The sequence below is a fragment of the Propionivibrio pelophilus DSM 12018 genome (genome assembly GCF_059569095.1).
Genome location: NZ_JCANUT010000028.1, coordinates 1 through 20,087 on the forward strand (window position 1 = coordinate 1; position 20,087 = coordinate 20,087).

General features: G+C 64.4%; 16 protein-coding genes. 9 read left to right on the top strand and 7 right to left on the bottom strand.

The genetic code is table 11. The features are described 5' to 3' along the window. From BO74_RS12215 to acs, 3 genes are all read left to right on the top strand, one after another. On the top strand, positions 1–310 hold a 310-nt coding region (locus tag BO74_RS12215), incomplete at its 5' end, for an IS30 family transposase (protein ID WP_496442648.1). A gap of 244 nt (positions 311–554) precedes the next feature. Then, positions 555–4,523 (top strand): ATP-dependent RNA helicase HrpA, encoded by a 3,969-nt coding sequence (hrpA, locus tag BO74_RS12220; RefSeq protein WP_496442649.1) that lies wholly within the window; start codon positions 555–557, stop codon positions 4,521–4,523. Between the two features lie 97 nt (positions 4,524–4,620). Further along, a complete protein-coding gene (gene acs, locus BO74_RS12225) occupies positions 4,621–6,519 on the top strand; it encodes an acetate--CoA ligase (protein ID WP_496442650.1) in 1,899 nt (632 codons plus the stop codon). A 27-nt stretch (positions 6,520–6,546) separates the two neighbouring features. On the opposite strand, the gene BO74_RS12230 is transcribed toward acs, so the two are convergent. Next, a complete protein-coding gene (locus BO74_RS12230) occupies positions 6,547–7,311 on the bottom strand; it encodes a hypothetical protein (protein WP_496442651.1) in 765 nt (254 codons plus the stop codon). An 11-nt stretch (positions 7,312–7,322) separates the two neighbouring features. Then, on the bottom strand, positions 7,323–7,853 hold the full coding sequence (gene hemG / locus BO74_RS12235) for a menaquinone-dependent protoporphyrinogen IX dehydrogenase (protein ID WP_496442652.1): 531 nt from the start codon (positions 7,851–7,853) through the stop codon (positions 7,323–7,325). 135 nt (positions 7,854–7,988) lie between these two features. Between hemG and BO74_RS12240 the strand changes: the two genes are divergently transcribed. Next, complete coding sequence (locus BO74_RS12240) at positions 7,989–8,720, top strand: EI24 domain-containing protein (protein ID WP_496442689.1); 732 nt, start codon at positions 7,989–7,991, stop codon at positions 8,718–8,720. After that, entirely contained in the window at positions 8,717–9,487 is a 771-nt protein-coding gene (locus tag BO74_RS12245; RefSeq protein ID WP_496442653.1) for a competence/damage-inducible protein A, read from the top strand. The genes BO74_RS12240 and BO74_RS12245 overlap by 4 nt, the downstream gene beginning before the upstream one ends. Before the next feature lie 12 nt (positions 9,488–9,499). On the opposite strand, the gene lptA is transcribed toward BO74_RS12245, so the two are convergent. From lptA to BO74_RS12265, 4 genes are read right to left on the bottom strand one after another with little or no spacing between them, the layout of a single operon-like run. Continuing rightward, a complete protein-coding gene (gene lptA / locus BO74_RS12250; RefSeq protein ID WP_496442654.1) occupies positions 9,500–10,105 on the bottom strand; it encodes a lipopolysaccharide transport periplasmic protein LptA in 606 nt (201 codons plus the stop codon). Then, positions 10,102–10,701 (bottom strand): LPS export ABC transporter periplasmic protein LptC, encoded by a 600-nt coding sequence (lptC, locus tag BO74_RS12255; protein WP_496442655.1) that lies wholly within the window; start codon positions 10,699–10,701, stop codon positions 10,102–10,104. The genes lptA and lptC overlap by 4 nt, the downstream gene beginning before the upstream one ends. Continuing rightward, a complete protein-coding gene (locus tag BO74_RS12260) occupies positions 10,698–11,249 on the bottom strand; it encodes a KdsC family phosphatase (RefSeq protein ID WP_496442656.1) in 552 nt (183 codons plus the stop codon). Before BO74_RS12260 ends, lptC begins: the two co-directional genes overlap by 4 nt. Next, complete coding sequence (locus tag BO74_RS12265) at positions 11,249–12,232, bottom strand: KpsF/GutQ family sugar-phosphate isomerase (protein WP_496442657.1); 984 nt, start codon at positions 12,230–12,232, stop codon at positions 11,249–11,251. Before BO74_RS12265 ends, BO74_RS12260 begins: the two co-directional genes overlap by 1 nt. A gap of 94 nt (positions 12,233–12,326) precedes the next feature. Here BO74_RS12265 and BO74_RS12270 point away from each other — a divergent pair, with 94 nt between their 5' ends. The 3 genes from BO74_RS12270 to BO74_RS12280 all read left to right on the top strand — a co-directional run bounded on the left by BO74_RS12270 (position 12,327) and on the right by BO74_RS12280 (position 15,985). After that, positions 12,327–14,294, top strand: coding sequence for a monovalent cation:proton antiporter family protein (locus BO74_RS12270; protein WP_496442658.1), 1,968 nt, complete (start codon positions 12,327–12,329; stop codon positions 14,292–14,294). Positions 14,295–14,361: 67 nt separating this feature from the next. After that, the gene (locus BO74_RS12275) at positions 14,362–15,333 is read left to right on the top strand and encodes a quinone oxidoreductase family protein (RefSeq protein WP_496442659.1); all 972 of its coding nucleotides are present in this window, start codon (positions 14,362–14,364) and stop codon (positions 15,331–15,333) included. Positions 15,334–15,361: 28 nt separating this feature from the next. Next, positions 15,362–15,985, top strand: coding sequence for a nucleotide-binding protein (locus tag BO74_RS12280; RefSeq protein ID WP_496442660.1), 624 nt, complete (start codon positions 15,362–15,364; stop codon positions 15,983–15,985). 6 nt (positions 15,986–15,991) lie between these two features. Here BO74_RS12280 and BO74_RS12285 read toward each other — a convergent pair whose 3' ends face one another. Further along, on the bottom strand, positions 15,992–16,426 hold the full coding sequence (locus tag BO74_RS12285) for a YMGG-like glycine zipper-containing protein (RefSeq protein WP_496442661.1): 435 nt from the start codon (positions 16,424–16,426) through the stop codon (positions 15,992–15,994). Between the two features lie 157 nt (positions 16,427–16,583). On the opposite strand from BO74_RS12285, the gene dnaE reads away from it, so the two are divergent. Beyond that, positions 16,584–20,060, top strand: a complete 3,477-nt coding sequence (gene dnaE, locus BO74_RS12290; RefSeq protein ID WP_496442662.1) for a DNA polymerase III subunit alpha — start codon at positions 16,584–16,586, stop codon at positions 20,058–20,060. The last annotated feature ends 27 nt before the right edge of the window (positions 20,061–20,087 follow it).

Consider the following 20,087-nt stretch of genomic DNA (forward strand, 5'->3'; position numbering starts at 1 on the left):
CAAGACGATGACTTACGACCGGGGCAGCGAAATGGCCCGCCACCGCGATCTGGCTACCGCCACTGGCATCCAGGTCTATTTCGCCGATCCTCACAGTCCGTGGCAACGGGGCAGCAATGAAAATGCCAACGGCCTGATCCGCGAGTATCTCCCCAAAAGCACCGATCTGTCCGGTACATCACAGGATGAACTCAATGCCATTGCCTATCGCCTGAACGAGCGTCCTCGCCGCATCCTCGGCTATCAGACCCCCAGAGAGGTCTTCGCTAAACTGCTCGCGGATGAACAGCTTGACGCCTCAAACACCTGATGCCTACAGCATCAATTCTAGTGTTGCGCTTCAAACTTGACACCAGCATATGTCCTTGCGGAATTTTATGGAGGTTGGTGCTGCAGTGGATTTTTTCGCCAAACGGTTCCTGTGAAATAGCTGGGGCTCCCATGAAGCCGCATTCCTTTCCCGGTAGCGTGATGTCGGCAAGAGGGCTGTTATTGGCCTCGCATTTTCAATGCCGGTGAGCAGTGATGCAGCCAGGCTGCGCGATAATTGCGCGATGAACGAGATCACCCACAAGATTGAATCCGCCGAACAGGCCCCTGCCCGCAAAAAGACGCCGCAAGAACGCCAACCCGTGGCCAGTGATGTTCTCGCGGCCGATTCCCGCCGTCTGGCGTCGATGCGGCGCGGCCTGCGCCATCTCTACGGCAAAAAGCAGGAAGCGTTGCAGGCCGAGCACGACAGGCTGCTGGAAAAATCCCGCGCGATCGTCACCGCCCGCCGCGAGGCCCTGCCGAAGCCGAAATTCCCGGCCGAGTTGCCGGTCAACGAGCGCCGCGCCGAAATCGCCGGGCTGATCGCCAAACACCAAGTAGTGATCGTCTGCGGCGAAACCGGCTCGGGCAAAACGACGCAGTTGCCGAAGATCTGCCTCGAACTCGGGCGCGGCACGACCGGCCTGATCGGCCATACGCAGCCGCGCCGCATCGCCGCCCGGTCGACGGCGGCGCGCATTGCGCAGGAGCTGGAAAGCGAGCTTGGCAAGGTGGTCGGCTACAAGATCCGCTTCACCGACCGCACGTCGCCGCAGTCGTACATCAAGTTGATGACGGACGGCATTCTGCTTGCTGAGACGCAGGGTGATCCGCCGCTCGCGCAGTACGACACGCTGATCATCGACGAGGCGCACGAGCGCAGCCTGAACATTGACTTCCTGCTCGGCTATCTCAAGCAGTTGCTGCCGAAGCGGCCGGATCTGAAAGTTATCATCACCTCGGCGACGATCGATGCGGAGCGTTTCTCGCAGCACTTCGCAGTCAACGGAAAAGCAGCGCCGGTGATCGAGGTGTCCGGGCGGATGTTCCCGGTCGATATTCGCTATCGCCCGGTGCAGACGGAAGAGGCGGAGGACGATGACGAGCGGGACCTCTACGACGCGATTGTCGATGCCTGCGATGAGTTGAATCGCATCGGCCCGGGCGATGTTCTGGTCTTCCTGCCCGGCGAGCGCGAGATTCGTGACGCCGCCGAAGCCTTGCGCAAGCACACCTTCAGTCGTGGTGGCGCGCAGACGGAAATCCTGCCGCTCTTCGCTCGCCTCTCTGCTGAAGAGCAGTCGCGCATCTTCAAGCCGCATCAGGGCAGGCGCATCGTCCTGGCGACCAACGTCGCCGAAACATCGCTGACCGTGCCGGGCATCCGCTACGTGGTCGATACCGGGCTGGCGCGGGTCAAGCGCTATTCGTACCGCAACAAGGTCGAGCAGTTGCAGATCGAGAAGATCGCGCAGGCCTCGGCCAACCAGCGCGCCGGGCGCTGCGGGCGGGTGTCGGCGGGCGTCTGCATCCGGCTTTACGACGAGGAGGATTTCAGCAAGCGGCCGCCGTTCGCCGATCCGGAAATCCTGCGTTCGTCGCTGGCCGGCGTCATCCTGCGCATGAAGTCGCTGCGGCTCGGCGACGTGGAAAAATTCCCGTTCATCGAGGCGCCGCCGCCCAAGGCGATCAGCGACGGCTACCAGCTGTTGCTGGAACTTGGCGCCGTGACGGAAGAGCGAGCGCTCACCCCGGTCGGCAATGAGCTCGCCAAGATGCCGCTCGATCCGCGCGTCGCCCGAATGATCGTCGCCGCGCGTGACGAGGGCTGTCTGAAGGAAATGCTGGTCATCGCCGCCGCGCTGACCGTGCAGGACCCGCGCGAGCGTCCGCAGGAGAAGCAGGGTACCGCCGACGCGGCGCACAAGAAATTCGCCGACGAGAAGTCGGAATTCCTCTCCTGGCTCAAGCTCTGGCAGTGGTACGAGGGCGAGCTGGAGCACAAGAAGTCGCAGCGCAAGCTGGTGCAGGCCTGCCACGCCAACTTCCTTTCGGCGCTGCGCATGCGCGAATGGCACGATATTCACAGCCAGTTGCTGGGTCTGGCCAATGAGCACGAGTGGAAAGAAAACCAGATTCCGGCCAATTACGACGCTATTCACCGCGCACTGCTTTCGGGGCTCTTGGGCAATATCGGCTGCAAGTCGGAAGACTCTGGGCATTACCTCGGCGCGCGCGGTATCAAGTTCCTGATCCATCCCGGTTCGCCGCTGAACAAGAAGGCCGGCAAGTGGATCGCCGCCGCCGAGATCACCGAGACGTCGAAACTCTTCGCCCGTTGCGTCGCGCGCATCGAGCCGGAGTGGCTGGAGAAGGTCGGCGGGCATCTGCTCAAGAAGAGCTATTTCGATCCGCACTGGGAGAAGAAGCCGATGCAGGCCGTCGCCTTCGAGCGTTCGACCCTGTACGGCATCGTCGTCAATCCGAAGAAGCGGGTGAATTACGGGCCGATGAACCCGCTTGAAGCGCGCGAGCTGTTCATCCGCGAAGGCCTGGTGGCTGGCGAGATCGCCGAGGAGTATGCGCGGCGTTGGGCGTTCTACAACCACAACCACCAGCTGATGCTCGATATCGAGACGCTCGAACACAAGTCGCGCCGGCCGGACGTGCTGGTCGATGACGAACTGATCGTTGCCTTCTACGACCGGATCATCCCGGAAGACGTCACCAACGGCGCGGACTTTGACAAGTGGCGCAAGGAGGCCGAGCGGGAAAATCCGAAGCTGCTCCACCTCCAGCGCGAAGACCTGATGCGCCACGAGGCGGCCGGGGTGACGACCGAGGCGTTCCCGCACGAACTCAAGCTCGGCGGTATCGAATTCGAACTTTCGTATCACTTCGAACCGGGATCGCCGAAGGACGGCGTGACGATCACCGTGCCGCTCGCGCAGCTCAACCAGATCCCGGTGGCGCGCTGCGAGTGGCTGGTACCGGGGCTGCTCAAGGAGAAGGTCGTGCAGCTGGTGAAAACGCTGCCGCAGAAGATCCGCTCGAAGCTGGTGCCGGTGCCGCAGTTCGCCGCCGACTTTGTTTCTGCTGTACAGCCTTCTGACAAAGGACTGGTTCCCGCGCTGATCCACTACATCCTGCAAACGCGCGGCCTCAACACGCGTGGCTGGGAAATTACGCCGGATGCCTTCCGCCCGGACGTCTTGCCGGCGCACTTCTCGTTCAACTTCAAGCTGGTCGATGAGCACGGTCGGCAGTTGGGCATGAGCCGCAATCTTGCCGAATTGCGCGGTGAGTGGGGTGGGCAGGCGAAGCAGGAGTTTTCCGACCTGCACGAAACGCCGGCCGAGTATGCGGGAATGACAGACTGGTCTTTCGGTGAGCTGCCGGAGCTGATGGAAGTCGATGTCGGCGGCGGGCAGCGGGTGATCGGCTATCCCGGTCTGCACGACGACGGCGATTCGGTGTCACTCTGCGTCTTCGATACGCTGGAGGAAGCACAGGAGGTGCACGCCACCGGCCTGCTCCGCCTGTTCCGGTTGCAGTTCAAGGAGCAGCTCAAGTACTTCGAGAAGAACCTGCCGAGGCTGACCCAGATGGCCATGCAGTACATGGCGCTCGGCTCGCTCGATGATCTGCGCAAGCAGTTGCTCGACCTCACCTTCGCCCGCGCCTGCCTCGTCGAGCCGTGGCCGACTGATGCGGCAAGCTTCAAGCAGCGTTGCGCCGAAGCCAAGCCGCGCCTTGGCCTGCTGGCGCAGGAAATCTGCCGCCTGGTCGGGCTGGTTCTCACGGAATGGCAGGCCGTGCAGAAGAAACTGCCGGCGTTCAAGGTTCACGCTACGGCCGTGCAGGACATCGAGAAGCAGCTCGGCCGCCTGATCGGCAAGCGCTTCATCGCCGAGACACCGTTCGAGCGCTTGCAGCACTTCCCGCGCTACCTCAAGGCGGTGGCGATGCGCCTCGACAAGCTGCGCAGCAATCCGTCGCGCGATGCGCAGCTGATGACCGAGTACGCGCCGCTATGGACCAACTACGAGCGCCGCGCGATCCTGCTGGCGAAGCAAGGCGTGGCCAATCCGCAGGTGGAGCAGTTCCGCTGGATGCTGGAGGAATTGCGCGTGCAGCTGTTCGCGCAGGAATTGCGCACGCCGGCGCCGGTGTCGGTCAAGCGGCTGCAGAAAATGTGGGAGACCATTTGACGGCATCGGCGGCGTAGGCAACGCCGGGAACGAAAGCTCGTTCGCTCAGTCTAGACCGACTTCATGTTGCAGACCTACAACAACGAATGGAGGCGTCATGAGCGAGTCGAGCAAGTTGTCAGGCGAGGTTTTTTATCCCGACCCCGTCGCCGCGGCAGCGGCGCACGTTCCCGACGATGAGGCGCTGCGGATCGCGGCGGCAGCCGATCCATTAGGCTTCTGGGCCGACCGGGCGGCCGAGCTGGAGTGGTACAAGCCGTGGGACAAGGTGCTCGACGACTCGAACGCGCCGTTCTTCAAGTGGTTCACCGGGGCGAGCACCAACATCGTCCACAACTGCATCGACCGCCACCTGTCAGGGCCCTATCGCAACAAGCTGGCATTGATCTGGGTCGGCGAGAACGGCACCGATCACCAGACCTTCTCGTACTTCAGCCTCAACCGCGAAGTCACCAAGATGGCCAACGTGTTGAAGGCGATGGGCGTCGGCAAGGGCGACCGGGTGACGATCTATTTGCCGCGCATTCCCGAGGTGGTTTTCGCCATGCTGGCCTGTGCCAAGCTCGGGGCGATCCACTCGGTGATCTTCGCCGGCTTTTCGGCCGACGCGCTGCAGGATCGCATCGGCGATTCCGAGTCGAAGCTGGTCATCACCGCCGACGGTTCGTGGGTTAACGGCAGTGTCTTCAAGTTGAAGGACATCGTCGACGAGGCGCTGCGCTTCAGTCCGACCGTGGAGAACGTCATCGTCGTCCGGCGCACGGGGCACGAGGTAACGATGGACCCGCTGCGCGACCACTGGTACCACGACCTGACCGCGCTGCCGATCGCCAAGGGGCCGTGCGCCACGGAACCGATGGATGCCGAGGACACGTTGTTCATCCTCTACACCTCCGGCTCGACCGGCAAGCCGAAGGCGATCCTGCACACGCATGGCGGCTACATGGTCGGCACCTACACGACGCTGAAATACGTATTCGACATCCGCGACGAGGACCGCTGGTGGTGCACCGCCGACCCCGGCTGGATCACCGGGCATTCCTATCTCGTTTACGGTCCGTTGCTGACCGGCGCGACGGCCTTCATGTTCGAGGGCGGGCCGACCTATCCGTATCCGAACCGCTGGTGGCAGTTGATCGAGTACTACGGCATCACCGCCTTCTACACCGCGCCGACGGCGATCCGTTCGCTGATGCGCTTCGGTGAGGCCTGGCCGAACCGGCACGACCTGTCCAGCCTGCGCCTGCTCGGCTCGGTCGGCGAGCCGATCAATCCCGAGGCCTGGCACTGGTTCCATAGCGTCATCGGCAAGGGGCAATGCCCGATCATGGACACCTGGTGGCAGACCGAGACCGGCATGTTCCAGATTTGCCCGACGCCGTCGATGCCGCTCAAGCCGGGTTCGGGCGGCAAGCCGTTCTTCGGGCAGGAGGCGGAGATTCTCGACGAGGCCGGCAAGCCGGTGGCGGACGGCGAGGAGGGTTTTCTGGTGCTGAAGAACCCGTGGCCGGCGATGCTGCGTACGCTGTACAAGGACGACGAGCGCTACGTGAAGACCTACTGGAGCAAGTATCCCGGCAAGTACCTGGCCGGCGATTCGGCGCGGCGCGACAAGGATGGCTACTTCTGGATCATCGGGCGGACCGACGACGTGATCAAGGTTTCCGGCCACCGCCTGGGTACGGCCGAGGTCGAGTCGGCGCTGGTGTCGCATCCCGCCGTTGCCGAGGCGGCGGCGATCGGTCTGCCGCACGAGGTAAAGGGCCACGCGATCCACGCTTTTGTCGTGCTGCGCCTCGGCCACGAACCGAGTCCGGAACTGGCCGAGGATCTGCGCAAGCACGTCGCGATCCACCTGAGCCCGATCGCCAAGCCGGACTGGATCGATTTTTCCGAGAAGCTGCCGAAGACCCGCTCGGGCAAGATCATGCGCCGGGTGCTCAAGGCGCGGGCGCTCGGGCAGGACGAAGGCGACACGACGACGCTCGACGAGTGAAGCGGAGGGGGCGCCGGATGGGCGGTACTACGCTCCCCGGCGCAGCGTCTTGAACTTCAGCGTCGCCAGTTGTGCCCCCAGCCCGGTGACGGCGGCGATCGAAAAGGACGCCGCCGTGCCGTACTTGTCCAGCAGCAGCGCCAGGGTGAGGAAGAAAGTGGCGAACGAGTACATGCCGGTGGCCATCGAGCGCAAAAGAACGGTGACGAACGTCGCGCCGTGGTTGCGGTGCGAGAAGACGGCGAGTACCGAGCCGAGTACCGGGTAGGTGGTGAGCAGACCGCTCCAGGCGCTGCCGATGCGCGCGGCGCTGAGCGAGACGGCCAGGGTGAGCAGGGCGCCGGCCAGGGCACGCAGACCCAGTTCGAGCATCGACATGTGGCGCGCCGCAACGAGTTCCTTTTGCGCCGGGAAAAGGGTCGGTGCGACGAGCAGGGCGCTGGCGGCAAGACCCAGCGACAGTGGTGTCGACGTCGGCAGCCGGGCGAGCAGGCTGACCGCCCCGAGCCACACGGTGGCGGTGATCGCCAACGTGCCCGGCCAGGTGAAGCGCTGGCTGGCGTGCGAATAGACGGCCAAGAAAATGATGGTGGAGGCGACGGCGGCGAGCGAGGCCGCAGCGGCGGGCGCGGCGAACACCGGCCCCTGTTCGAGCGCCACAATGAACAGGATCGGTCCGGCGGACACCGGCAGCCCGGCCAGCCAGCCGGCGACGCCGGGGCCCCAGCGCCGACCGGCCAGGGTGATGAGGATGAGGAAGGCCGGAACCAGCAACAGTTTGAGAGCGAGCATGACCGGCCTTGTCAGTCCAGGGCGTTGACCGCCCGCGCGAACGCATCGACGCGCTGCCAGTCGGTGAATTCGACGACGCTGGCCGGATCGGTCGGCCCCTTGGTGATGAGCATGATGAAACGGATCATCAGCCGGTCGAGAGGTCGGTAGCGCGGGTAGTCGAGCCGGCCAGCGAAAACGTCGAGCAGCCGGGGGCGCCAGCGCGATTGCTGAAGAAATTTCTTCAGGTACGGATTGGTCTCCGGGCGGTTTTTTTCAGGTTTGCGGGCGACGATGTTGACCGTGAAGAAGGCGCTCGGCTTGCCGTCGAGCTGTTCCCGATGCTTGTCGACGAATTCGAATACCGACGGCCGATGCTTGCCGTAGCGGATGCTGGCGCCGAGGACGATCTTGTCGAACGGGTCGAGGTCGGTGTCGCCGGCGTCCTCGATCTTGCTCAGTGTGACGGTGTTTCCTTCGGCTTCGAGCTCACGCCGGATGTGTTGGCAGATCGTCAGTGTATGGCCGTCGACGGTCGAATAAAGAAGCAGGATGGCGGACATGGTGGCGACCGTGGGATTGGGTGAAGGTCGAATTCTAATGCGTGGTGGGGAGAGTTGGCAGGGCGGTGGTTGGACTGCGTGTTTTGCGCTATAACCTTCGCTTCGGGTGACTATCGGGAGAATCCTTTGTCCGGAATGATGCTGGCGTTGCAGCGCAGCCTCGCCTCGCTGGGAAGCGGCAAGGTGTGGCTGTATATCCTCGGTCCCGCTTTGGCGGCGGTGTTGTTCATGGTCGGTGTATCGGCCGCTTTTCTCAACTATTTGATCCAGCTCTTCATCGAGCAGCCACCGATGAGCTGGATCAACGAGTGGGGGTGGTCGTGGCTGGCGCAGTCGCTGGCGGTGCTGGGTGGCTGGCTGGTGATCCTCTCGGCCAGCTATCTGGTGGCCATGCTGCTCACTGCGGTGCTGGTGCTGCCGCTGATGCTCAATCACCTTGCCGCCCGCGACTATCCTGAGCTCGCCCGACAGGGCAAGGAGAATTTTGTCGCGTCAACGTGGAACAGCGTCTGGGCAGCCCTGTTGTTCGTTGTCGGCTGGGTGGTGACGCTGCCGTTGTGGCTGATTCCCGGGCTCGGGTTGTTCCTGCCGCTGTTCTGGATGGCCTGGCTCAACCGCCGCACCTTCGCCTACGATTCGCTGGCCGAACACGCGACTACGGAGGAGTGGCGCGAACTGCGCAAGCGGCAGGCGATGCCGTTGCTGTTGCTGGGCTTCGCCACGGCCGCGCTGACGCACGTGCCGTTCCTCGGCCTGCTGGCGCCGTCGCTTTCGGCGCTGGCCTACATCCATTTTTGCCTTGAATCCCTGCGCCGCGTGCGGCAAGGCGCGGTGGTCAGCATTCCATCTCCCGGGAGTCGGAAATGAGTTTTGCAGCCCTCATCATCGGTGACGAGATCCTTTCGGGGAAGCGTATCGACCAGCATTTCGCCAAGATTGCCGGTCTGCTTTCGGCGCGCGGGCTTCGTCTGTCACGGGTGGAGTATCTCGGTGACGAACGGCCACGTCTTGTTGACTCGCTGAAGCGCAGCTTCGCCGCGGGCGATGTGGTGTTCAGCTTCGGCGGCATCGGCAACACGCCTGACGACCACACGCGGCAGGCGGCGGCGGAAGCGCTGGGCGTCGATCTGGTCCTGCATCCGGGGGCCGAACGGGAGATTCGCGGCCGCTTCTCCGACGACATTACGCCGCAGCGCCTGTTGCTCGGCACCTTCCCGCGCGGCGTCGCCATCGTGCCGAATCCGTTCAACCGCATTCCCGGCTTTGCCGTACGCGACCACTATTTCCTGCCCGGCTTTCCGCAGATGGCGCATCCGATGGCCGAGTGGGTGCTCGACACCTATTACTCGCACCTGTTCAACCAGCGGCCGGTGATCGACAAGGCGTTTCTGCTGACTGGCCCGAACGCCTACGAAAGCGCGCTGCTCGGGTTGATGGAGCGTATCGTCGCCGCCTATCCCGATCTGCGCCTGTTCAGCCTGCCGTCGGTTGGTTCGGATGGGCAGCGCAAGCATCTGGAACTTGGCGTCGAGGGCAGCGAGGCGCGGGTGGATCTGGCGATGGAGGAAATCCGCCAGGAAATCGAGCAGCGCGGGATCGCCTGGTCCTGGCGGGACCAGGGGCTGCGAATCTGATCCCGGGGCGCGTCAGCGCGGCGTGACGCTCTGCTCAGGACGCAGCGGCAGCGGCGCCGCTTTGTCCTCGGTAGGCGCGGCCTTGCTGCGCGGCTGGATGATCGCGCGCACGCGGGCCTGCGACTGGCCCGTCGCCGATTTCGTCGAACCGTCGTTGGTGACGACGTATTTTTCGGTTGTCGCGTCGTACGAGATGTAGTGTCCCTTGACTTCGTCGAGGCCGCTCTTCACCCAGCCTCGTACGAAGAATTCCGTCTTCTCGTTGCGCGAGTCGTGCACGATGCGCTCGGCCTCGCCTTCGATGTACTCGTCACGGGCATCGCGTTTCTGCCGGAAGCGCGCCAGACCATTGACCCCGCCAGTCGCGACGCCTTTCTGGAAGCCGTCGGCGTCCTGCGTGACGACCAGCTTGCTGGTGCGCAACTGCATTGTCCCCTGGGTCATTACCACGTTGCCTTCGAAGACCTGCACCTTGTTGATGTCGTCGATGCTCACGCGGTCGGCTTCGAGGTTGATCGGCTTGTCGCGGTCGCCCTTTTCGGCGTGGGCGGCGGAGGTGGCACCGAACAGCGCGGCGCCGAGCAGCGCGGCGGCGAGGAGGGGGCGAAGAGCGGTCATGGCTTGGTTTTCCTGGCGGGTTTTCGGCCCAGCAGTCCGGTGACCTGGGATTCCAGGAGATAGGTCTGGGCCTTGTTATCGACTTGCATTCCGACGCCCTTGACCCAGGAACTGCCCTTGGTCAGCACGACGGGGCTTTTGGTGAAGGCGCGCTCGTCGTCGGGGAAGACGGTCAGGTCGGGCATCGAGGCGGTCAGTTCCTCGTCGCGCCCGGCGGCGGGGCGACGAATGAAGACGTTGCCGGTGAGGTCGACGCGCTTGTTGTCATCGCTGAGGCGTCCCTTGTCCGCGCTCACGGTGACCGGTGCCTTCTTCTCGGGCTGACTAGACTGTTGCGTCAGGCGCGGCTTGCGCAGGTCGGTCGTGTCGTCGTCCGGGAAATGGCGCACGTCATCGGCGCGCAGCGTGTATTTCAGCTGGCCGTTCGCATCGAGCTTGCGTAGCACGGCGTCGGAAACGATGTAGTCCGGGTCGTGGCGGTGCTTGCCGTCGCGCCCCGGCTCGTCGAGTTCCGTCGCGTAGCGCAGCCAGAACGTCAGCAAGGTCAGCGCCAGCAGGATGCTCAGCGGAAAAAGCGCGCTGCCCCAGTGTTTCATCGCGATACGGGGGATACGGGAAGGTAGGGGGCGAGTGCCGCGTCGAGCTTGCCCTGGGCGGCGAGGATGAACTCACAGACCTCGCGCACGGCGCCGTGGCCGCCGGGCTTGCCGGCGATGTAGTCGGCGTGCAGGCGGTTCAGGTCGTGGCAGTCGGCCGGGGCGGCGGAAAAGCCGCAGGCGCCCATGACCTGCAGGTCGATCACGTCGTCGCCCATGAAACCGGCTTCGTGCGCCTCGACGCCGACCTTGGCGAGCAGTTCGTGAAAGGTCGACAGCTTGTGGCCGATGCCCTGATAAACGTGCTTTATGCCCAGGTTCTTCATCCGCCAGTTGACGCATTCGGCGTCGCGGCCGGTGATGATCGCCAGCGTCACGCCGGCCTTCTGCAGCATGCTCATGCCATGCCCGTCGCGGGCGTTGAAGGCCTTGATTTCGGTGCCCGCGTCGGTGAAGTAAAGCGAGCAGTCGGTAAGTACGCCGTCGACGTCGAACACCATCAGCTTGAGGCGGCTGGCGCGGGCTTTGCAATCTTCAATCGGTTTCATCAGATGGCCTTGGCCTGGAACAGGTCGTGCATGTTGAGGGCGCCGATCAGGCTGCCGGCCTCGTCGACGACGGGAATCTGGTTGATCTTGTACTTTTCCATCATTTCGACCGCTTCGGCGGCGAGCTTGTCGGGACTCATCACGCGCGGGTTGGCGGTCATTACGTCGCGGACGGCCAGAAGGGACAGATCAGGATGCTTGAGCACCGCGCGGCGCAGGTCGCCGTCGGTGAAGATGCCGAGCACCTTGCGTTCGGGCGAAATGACAACTGCCATGCCGATGGTGCCACGGGTGATTTCGCGGATGGCTTCGGCGATCGATGCCTCCGGCGCGATAACCGGTATTGCCTCGCCGGTGCGCATCACGTCGCGCATGCGGGTAAGCAGGCGGCGCCCGAGCGAGCCGCCGGGGTGCGAGCGGGCGAAGTCTTCGGCACCGAAGCCGCGAGCATCGAGCAGCGCGACGGCCAGGGCATCGCCCAGCGCCAGCGCGGCGGTGGTGCTGGCCGTCGGGGCGAGGTTGAGCGGGCAGGCTTCGTGGGCTACCGCGGCATCGAGATGCGCATCGGCGTCGCGCGCCAGCGTGGACTTGGCGTTGCCGGTCATGGCGATCAATTTGGCGCCCTGGCGCTTGATCGACGGCACGATGTTCAGCAGTTCGGCACTTTCGCCGGAGTTGGAAATGCCGATCACCACGTCGTCCTCGGTAATCATGCCGAGGTCGCCATGGCTGGCTTCCGCCGGATGCACGAAGAACGCAGGGGTGCCGGTGCTGGCCAGCGTCGAGGCGATCTTGCGCCCGATGTGCCCGGATTTGCCCATGCCACTGACGATGACCCGGCCGCGGCAATTGAGGATCAGCGCAAGCGCCTGCAGGAAGGCGCCATCGATCCGGCTGGACAGCGCCAGGACGGCGTCGGCCTCGATGCGCAGCACTTGCCGCGCGAGTTCGAGGGCTTGGTCGGAAGGCTGGATTTGGCTCATGGAAAGGTAGCGGTTATGATTGCGCGGAGTATAGCAGAAGCCCCGTTCCATCCGGGTTTGCGGGCGTTTACAGGTTCTGGAGCGTATCGATTTCATGCAGACACTTCCGCTCGTTCTGATGTTGCTCGGTGCGTCGGTGGTGTCGGTCATCATCTTCCGGCGTATCAACCTGCCGCCGATTCTCGGTTATCTGCTCGTCGGGACGCTGGTCGGCCCGCAGGCGTTCAACATCGTGACCGACGTGGCCGACGTGCAGCATCTCGCCGAATTCGGCATCGTCTTCCTGATGTTCTCGATCGGCCTTGAGTTTTCGCTGCCCAAGCTGTTCGCCATGAAGCGCATCGTCTTCGGGCTGGGGGCGGTGCAGGTGTTTGCCACCTTATTGGTCATCGCCGGAGTTGCCATGCTGGCCGGATCACCGTGGCAGGCCGGCGTGTCGATCGGCGGTGCGCTGGCGATGTCGTCGACCGCCATCTTGACCAAACTGCTCGGCGAACGCCTGGAGCTCGACGCGCCGCACGGCCGCGAGGTCATCGGCGTCCTGCTGTTTCAGGATCTGGCCGTGGTGCCGTTGCTGATCCTGATCCCGTCGTTCACGCAGGCGCCGGAAACGATGGCCTGGCTGATGGCGATCGCGGTGCTGAAGGCCACCGCGATGCTGCTCGTGGTGCTGCACTTCGGCAAAGGGGTGTTGAGCCGCTGGTTCGTTGTCGTGGCGCGTGGCAAATCCGCCGAGCTGTTCATGCTCAACGTGCTGCTGGTCACGCTCGGGCTGGCGTATCTGACCGAAATGGCCGGACTGTCGCTGGCCCTGGGGGCGTTCATCGCCGGGATGCTGATCTCGGAGACGGAATTCCGGCATCAGGTGGAGGAGGACATCAAGCCGTTCCGCGACGTGCTGATGGGGCTGTTCTTCGTGACCGTCGGGATGATGCTCGATCTGCCGCTGGTGCTGGCTAATCTGTGGGTGGTGCTGGCGATCCTTGTCGGGCTGCTGGTCGTCAAGTTTGCGCTGGTTTTTGGCGCTTCGCGGCTGTTCGGCGCCACGCCGGGCAACGCCATGCGCAGCGGCCTCTGGCTGTGCGCGGGCGGAGAATTCGGGCTGGTGCTGCTCTCCTTGATCCAGCAGTCGGAGGTTGCGCCGCCGTCGGTGGTGCAGAGCGTGCTGGCCGCCATGGTCATCTCCCTGTTGCTGGCGCCGATCATCGTGCAGTACAGCGAGCGGCTGGTCCTGCGTTTTGCGTCCAGCGAATGGCTGTTGCGCTCCATGCAACTGACCAAGCTGGCGGCCAAGGCGATGCGTACCGAGAAACACGCGGTGATCTGCGGCTTCGGGCGCAACGGGCAGCAACTGGCGCGCTTCATGGCCGGCGAAGGCGTTTCCTACCTGGCGCTGGATCTCGACCCGGATCGCGTGCGCGAGGCGGCGGCAGCGGGCGAGAACGTGGTCTATGGCGACGTCACCCGGCGTGAGACGCTGGTCGCCGCCGGAGTCGGGCGGGCCAGTGTGCTGGTCATCTCGTTCGCCGACAATCGGGCGGCCGAGCGGGTTATGCGGCATGTCCGGGATATCGCGCCGAGCCTGCCGATCGTCGTGCGCACGGTCGACGAGAAGGATTTCGATGCGCTGGAACGTGCCGGCGCGGCCGAGGTGGTGCCGGAAACGCTGGAGTCGGCGATGATGCTGGCGTCGCACGCGCTGATCCATGCCGGGGTGCCGATCAATCGCGTGCTCAAGCGCATCCGCCTGATTCGCGAGGCGCGTTATCGCACGCTGCGTGGCTTCTTCCATGGGGAGAGCGTGTTCGACGAAGATGAGCGCGAGAGCGAAGAGCCGCGCCTGCGTTCCGTTTCGCTGGACGACGGCGCCTTTGCCGTCGGGCGGACGCTCGGCGATCTGGCCATTGCCGGAACCGGGGTCGAGGTCACCGCAATACGCCGTCGCGACATCAAGACGCAGGAACCGTCGGTCGATACCCTGTTCGAGGCCGGTGACGTCGTCGTCCTGCTCGGGGTGTCGGAGGCGCTGGCGCTGGCCGAGGAAAAACTGCTCAAGGGGTAGCGCCGTCTTTTCGGCGCGCCCCGTGGCGGAGTACCATCTTTCGTTATTTATCGTCCAGGAGAAAAACATGCCGCATGCCATCCGTTTCCATCAAACCGGCGGTCCGGAAGTCCTGTGCTGGGAGGAGGTCGCCGTTGGCGATCCCGCGCCGGGCGAGGCGCGTGTCCGGCACGAGGCGATCGGGCTGAATTTCATCGATACCTATCACCGCGGCGGGCTGTATCCGCTGCCCATGCCGTCGGGGCTGGGCCGTGAAGGAGCCGGGGTCGTCGAGGCCGTCGGCGACGGCGTCACCGACATCAAGCCGGGCGACCGCGTGGCCTACGGCACCGGCCCGCTGGGAGCGTACAGCGAAGTCCGCTGCATGCCGGCGGACAAGTTGCACAAGCTGCCGGACGGCATCGATTTCAAGACCGGGGCGGCGATGATGCTGCAGGGGATGACCACCGCCTACCTGCTGCTGCATACCTATCCTGTCCAGCCCGGCGACAAGGTGCTGATCCACGCGGCGGCCGGCGGCGTTGGCCTGATCGCCTGCCAGTGGGCCAAGGCGCTCGGCGCGACGGTGATCGGTACCGTGTCGAGCGAGGCCAAGGCCGAACTCGCCCGGAAACACGGTTGCGACCACGTCATTCTCTACACACAGGAAGATGTGGCCAGCCGCGTCCGCGAAATTACCGGCGAGGGCGTTGCCGTGGTCTATGACGGGGTCGGCAAGGATACCTTCATGGGGTCGCTCGACAGCCTGCGCCGCCGCGGCCTGCTGGTGACCTTCGGCAACGCCTCGGGCGCCGTGCCGCCGTTCGACCCGTTGCTGCTGTCGAAAAAGGGATCGCTGTTCGTGACCCGGCCGGTGCTCGATCACTACTCGACGACGCGCGCGGAGTTGCTGGCGCTCGGCAGCGCGTTGTTCGACGTCGTGCTCTCCGGCAAGGTGAAGATCGAAGTCAACCAGACTTATGCGCTGGCCGACGCGGCGCAAGCGCATCGCGACCTCGAGGCGCGCAAGACGACCGGTTCGACGGTCCTGATTCCGTGATCGGAGGGTGGATGCCAAGGGAGGTGGCATGAAGTCGTTTCTGATCGCCAACCCCAAGGGCGGTTCCGGCAAATCCACCCTGGCGACCAATCTGGCAGGCTACTTCGCACAGAGCGGTCGCCGGGTGATGCTTGGCGATATCGACCGGCAGCAATCGGCGGGTGAGTGGCTGAAAATCCGGTCGGAGGAATTGCCGCCGATCCGCGGCTGGTCGGCTGAGAAGGACCAGCCGCTACGCCCGCCGAAGGACACGACGCACGTCGTGCTGGATACGCCCGCGGGCCTGCACGGCAAGGGTCTGGAAAAGGTATTGAGGCTGGTCAGCAAGGTCATCGTGCCGGTGCAGCCGTCATTGTTCGATATTCTCGCGACGCGCGAATTTCTGGAGGCCTTGCTGCAGGAAAAATCGGTGCGCAAGGAAAAGACCTTCGTCGCCGTGGTCGGCATGCGGGTCGATGCGCGCACGCGAGCTGCCGGCGAACTGGAGCGATTCCTCGCGTCGTGGGATCTGCCGGTGCTGGGTCATGTCCGTGACAGCCAGCTCTACGTGCAACTGGCCGCCAGCGGCATGACGCTGTTCGATCTGCCGGAGTCGCGCGTCGGGCGTGACGTCGAGCAATGGCGCCCGATCTTGGAGTGGCTCGAGCGATAAGCGTTCTTAACGCCAGCCGCCGTTGCGGTCGTAATGGCGGTGCTGCTGCCGCCAGTGTTTCCTGGCCGGATGCGCCGGTACATAAACTACCGGGGCGCGCACTACGCGGACGGGCGGTGGCGCGTAATACACCGGTGCCGGCGCATAGACGGGAGCGGGTGCGTACACCGGGGCAGGCCTGTAAATCCGGACGGGAGCCGGAGCGACATAGACCGGGCGCGGACGGTAATGCCGGTCGTTGTCGCTGGCGATGACCGCGCCAGCCGCGGCGCCGACGGCGCCGCCGATGAGTGCGCCGTCGCGGCCGCTGACGTGGTTGCCGACCACGGCCCCCAGTCCGCCGCCGATGACGGCACCGAGCACCGTGTCGTTGGCTTGCGCGGCGCTGGCGGAAAGCAGGCCGGCCGAGAGGGCGAGGATGGCTGCGAAGTGTTTTTTCATGATGTGATCTCCTTGTGTCGTGATGGCTGAAGCGTAGCCCTGTCCCCCGGTGCAGGTTTGGCCGGGTGGTAAGGATGTGTAAAGGATTGTTTCGCCACCTCTGGTTGCGATGCGCGCGATGGCCTCGCCGGGGTGCCGCTCGCGGTAAAATGGCGCGATGTCCGATCCCCGCTTCATCCACCTCCGCCTGCACAGCGAGTATTCCGTCACCGATGGCATCACGCGCCTCGACGACGCGGTTGCTCGCGCCGTGTCTTACGGCATGCCGGCGCTGGCGCTGACCGATCTGGCCAACGCCTTCGGACTCGTCAAGTTCTATCTGGCGGCGCGTGGCAAGGGGGTCAAGCCGGTGCTCGGCTGCGACATTCATCTGGCCAACGAGGTCGATCCCGACCGGCCGTACCGGATGCTGCTGCTCTGCCGTTCGCGACAAGGCTACCTGCAGCTTTGCGAACTGCTGACGCGCGCTTATTTGCAGCCGCGCGTGCGCGGCCGCGCCGAAATCACCCGGGCGATGCTCACCGAGGTGGGCGTCGACGGGCTGATCGCGCTGTCCGGCGCAGCGCACGGCGATGTGGGCGAGGCGTTGCAGCAGGGCAACCTGGCGCAGGCGAAAGTGCGCGCGGCGTACTGGGCCGAGCTGTTCCCGCAGGCGTTTTATCTCGAAGTGCAGCGGCCGCATCCGCGCGGTCAGTCGGCGCAGGAGTCGCTGGTCGCGGCGACGGCCCGGCTGGCGTCCGATACCGGACTGCCGCTGGTGGCGACGCACCCGATCCAGTTTCTCGATCGCGACGACTTCAAGGCGCACGAGGCGCGGGTGTGCATCGCCGAAGGCTATATGCTCGGCGATACGCGGCGACCGCGCCTGTATTCCGAGGAGCAGTACTTCAAGTCGCCCGACGAGATGGTCGAACTGTTCTCGGACCTGCCAGAGGCGCTGGAGAACTCGGTGGAGATCGCCAAGCGGTGCAACCTGCAGATCGGCCTCTATAAAAACTACCTGCCGTTGTTCCCGACGCCGGAGGGGGTCTCGCTCGACGATTTCCTGATCATGGAAGCCGAGAAGGGGCTGGAGCGGCGGCTGAAGCAGCTTTACCCCGATCCGGCCGAACTGGAAAAGCAGCGCCCGATTTACGACGCGCGGCTGAAGATCGAGACGCAGACCATCGTCCAGATGGGCTTCCCGGGCTACTTCCTGATCGTGGCGGACTTCATCAACTGGGGCAAGCACAACGGCGTGCCGGTCGGGCCGGGGCGGGGGTCCGGTGCCGGGTCGCTGGTCGCCTTCTCGCTGGGGATTACCGACCTCGATCCGCTGGAATATGCCCTGCTGTTCGAACGCTTTCTCAACCCGGAACGGGTGTCGATGCCCGACTTCGACATCGACTTCTGCCAGGATAACCGCTGGCGGGTGATCGAGTACGTGCGCGAGAAGTACGGCAAGGACGCCGTGTCGCAGATCGCCACCTTCGGCACGATGTCGTCGAAGGCGGTGATTCGCGACGTCGGGCGCGTGCTCGACATGCCGTACAACTTCTGCGACCAGCTCTCCAAGCTGATCCCGGTCGAGCAGAACAAGCCGCTGTCCCTGTCCAAGGCCATCGAGGCCGAGCCGCAGCTGAAGCAGCGCATCGAGGAGGAAGAGGAGGTCAAGGAGCTGTTCGAACTGGCCGGCCGCCTCGAAGACCTGACGCGCAACGTCGGCATGCACGCCGGCGGCGTGCTGATCGCGCCCGGCAAGCTGACCGACTTCTGCCCGCTGTATTCGGCCGACGCCGGCGCCTCGGTCGTCTCGCAGTACGACAAGGACGACGTCGAGAAGGTCGGCCTGGTGAAGTTCGACTTCCTCGGCCTGCGCAACCTGACCATCATCCGGCTGGCCGTCGATTACGTCGAAAGGCTGACCGGCAAGCGGCCGGACCTCGACGCGCTGACTTTCGACGATCCCAGGGCCTACCAGATTCTCAAGGACGCCAACACCACGGCGATCTTCCAGGTCGAATCTGAAGGGATGAAGAAACTGCTCAAGAAGCTGGCGCCCGACCGCTTCGAGGACATCATCGCCGTTCTCGCGCTCTACCGTCCCGGCCCGCTCGGCTCGGGGATGGTGGACGACTTCATCCTGCGAAAAAAAGGCCAGCAGAAGATCGACTACTTCCACGACGACCTGAAGGGCTGTCTGGAACCGACCTACGGCGTGATCGTGTATCAGGAACAGGTGATGCAGATCTCGCAGATCATCGGTGGCTACACGCTCGGCGGCGCCGACATGCTGCGTCGGGCGATGGGCAAGAAAAAGGCCGACGAGATGGCCAAGCACCGCGAGACGATCGCGGAGGGCGCGAAGAAGAAGGGCTACGATCCGGCGCTGGCCGAACAGCTGTTCGACCTGATGACCAAGTTCGCCGAGTACGGCTTCAACAAGTCGCACACCGCGGCGTATGCCGTGGTCACCTATCAGACGGCCTGGCTGAAGGCCCATCACTGCTCGGCGTTCATGGCGGCGACGTTGTCGTCGGACATGGACAACACCGATACGGTGAAGATCTTCTACGACGATTGCCTCTTCAATAAGCTGACCGTCCTCGGGCCAGACGTCAATGCTTCCGACTACCGCTTCGTGGCGGTCGATCGCCAGACCATCCGCTACGGTCTCGGCGCGGTAAAGGGGACCGGCGAGCAGGCGGTCAACGTGATCCTCAAGGCGCGCAACGAAGGCGGTCCGTTCAAGGATCTGTTCGATTTCTGCGAGCGTGTCGACAAGCGCATGGTCAACCGCCGCACCATCGAAGCGCTGATCCGTGCCGGCGCCTTCGATTCTATCGATGACCACCGCGCCAAACTGATGGCTTCGGTCGGCATTGCCATCGAGGCCGCCGAGCAGGCCGAGCGCAATGCCATGCAGGTCAGCCTGTTCGATGTCTTTGACGGCGACGCGGCGGAGGAGCACAAGGCGCAATATGTCGAGGTGCCGCCCTGGAAGGAGCGGCAGAAGCTGGCAGAGGAGAAGCTGGCGCTGGGCTTCTTCTTCTCCGGTCACCCGTTCAACGAAGTGAAGCGCGAAGTATCGCGCTTCGCGCGCAAGCCGCTGTCGTCGCTGGAGCCGCGGAAGGAGCCGCAAATGCTGGCCGGTCTGGTGGTCGGCGTGCGCACCAAGATCACCTCGCGCGGCAAGATGGCCTTCGTGCAGATCGACGACGGTTCGACGTCGCTGGAGGTTTCGGTGTTCAACGAGACGTTCGAGGCCGAGCGCGAGAAGATCCGCGAGGACGAGGTGCTGATCATCGAGGGCAAGGTGCAGCGCGACGACTTCGCGGGAGAGGGCAAGGTGCGCGTCGTGGCGGAGCGGCTGCTGACGCTCGCCGAGGCGCGCGGGCGGTTCGCCCGGCACCTGCGTCTGTCGCTGAACGGGCAGGCCAGCGGCGCCAATGCCCGCAATGCCGCCCAGAGGCTGCAGGCCCTGTTGGCGCCGTACACGCCAGGCAACTGTCCGGTGCGCCTGGCCTATCGCAACGCCGAGGCGACCTGCGAGCTGGCGCTTGGCGACAGCTGCCGCGTGCGGCTGGAGGATGAACTGCTAGTGGCGCTGGGTGACTGGCTGAGCAGCGAAAACGTCAAGGTCGATTACAACTGATTCATGTCACGGGAACCGGGAGGCTAA

What these genes read in the sequence shown, in the direction of transcription:
- dnaE (WP_496442662.1), top strand. Translation starts at nt 16,584, where the DNA reads ATGTCCGATCCCCGCTTCATCCACCTCCGCCTGCACAGCGAGTATTCC.
- BO74_RS12260 (WP_496442656.1), bottom strand. Translation starts at nt 11,249, where the DNA reads ATGAAACCGATTGAAGATTGCAAAGCCCGCGCCAGCCGCCTCAAGCTG.
- hrpA (WP_496442649.1), top strand. Translation starts at nt 555, where the DNA reads ATGAACGAGATCACCCACAAGATTGAATCCGCCGAACAGGCCCCTGCC.
- BO74_RS12230 (WP_496442651.1), bottom strand. Translation starts at nt 7,311, where the DNA reads ATGCTCGCTCTCAAACTGTTGCTGGTTCCGGCCTTCCTCATCCTCATC.
- BO74_RS12270 (WP_496442658.1), top strand. Translation starts at nt 12,327, where the DNA reads ATGCAGACACTTCCGCTCGTTCTGATGTTGCTCGGTGCGTCGGTGGTG.
- BO74_RS12265 (WP_496442657.1), bottom strand. Translation starts at nt 12,232, where the DNA reads ATGAGCCAAATCCAGCCTTCCGACCAAGCCCTCGAACTCGCGCGGCAA.
- lptA (WP_496442654.1), bottom strand. Translation starts at nt 10,105, where the DNA reads ATGACCGCTCTTCGCCCCCTCCTCGCCGCCGCGCTGCTCGGCGCCGCG.
- acs (WP_496442650.1), top strand. Translation starts at nt 4,621, where the DNA reads ATGAGCGAGTCGAGCAAGTTGTCAGGCGAGGTTTTTTATCCCGACCCC.
- lptC (WP_496442655.1), bottom strand. Translation starts at nt 10,701, where the DNA reads ATGAAACACTGGGGCAGCGCGCTTTTTCCGCTGAGCATCCTGCTGGCG.
- BO74_RS12285 (WP_496442661.1), bottom strand. Translation starts at nt 16,426, where the DNA reads ATGAAAAAACACTTCGCAGCCATCCTCGCCCTCTCGGCCGGCCTGCTT.
- hemG (WP_496442652.1), bottom strand. Translation starts at nt 7,853, where the DNA reads ATGTCCGCCATCCTGCTTCTTTATTCGACCGTCGACGGCCATACACTG.
- BO74_RS12240 (WP_496442689.1), top strand. Translation starts at nt 7,989, where the DNA reads ATGATGCTGGCGTTGCAGCGCAGCCTCGCCTCGCTGGGAAGCGGCAAG.
- BO74_RS12280 (WP_496442660.1), top strand. Translation starts at nt 15,362, where the DNA reads ATGAAGTCGTTTCTGATCGCCAACCCCAAGGGCGGTTCCGGCAAATCC.
- BO74_RS12245 (WP_496442653.1), top strand. Translation starts at nt 8,717, where the DNA reads ATGAGTTTTGCAGCCCTCATCATCGGTGACGAGATCCTTTCGGGGAAG.
- BO74_RS12275 (WP_496442659.1), top strand. Translation starts at nt 14,362, where the DNA reads ATGCCGCATGCCATCCGTTTCCATCAAACCGGCGGTCCGGAAGTCCTG.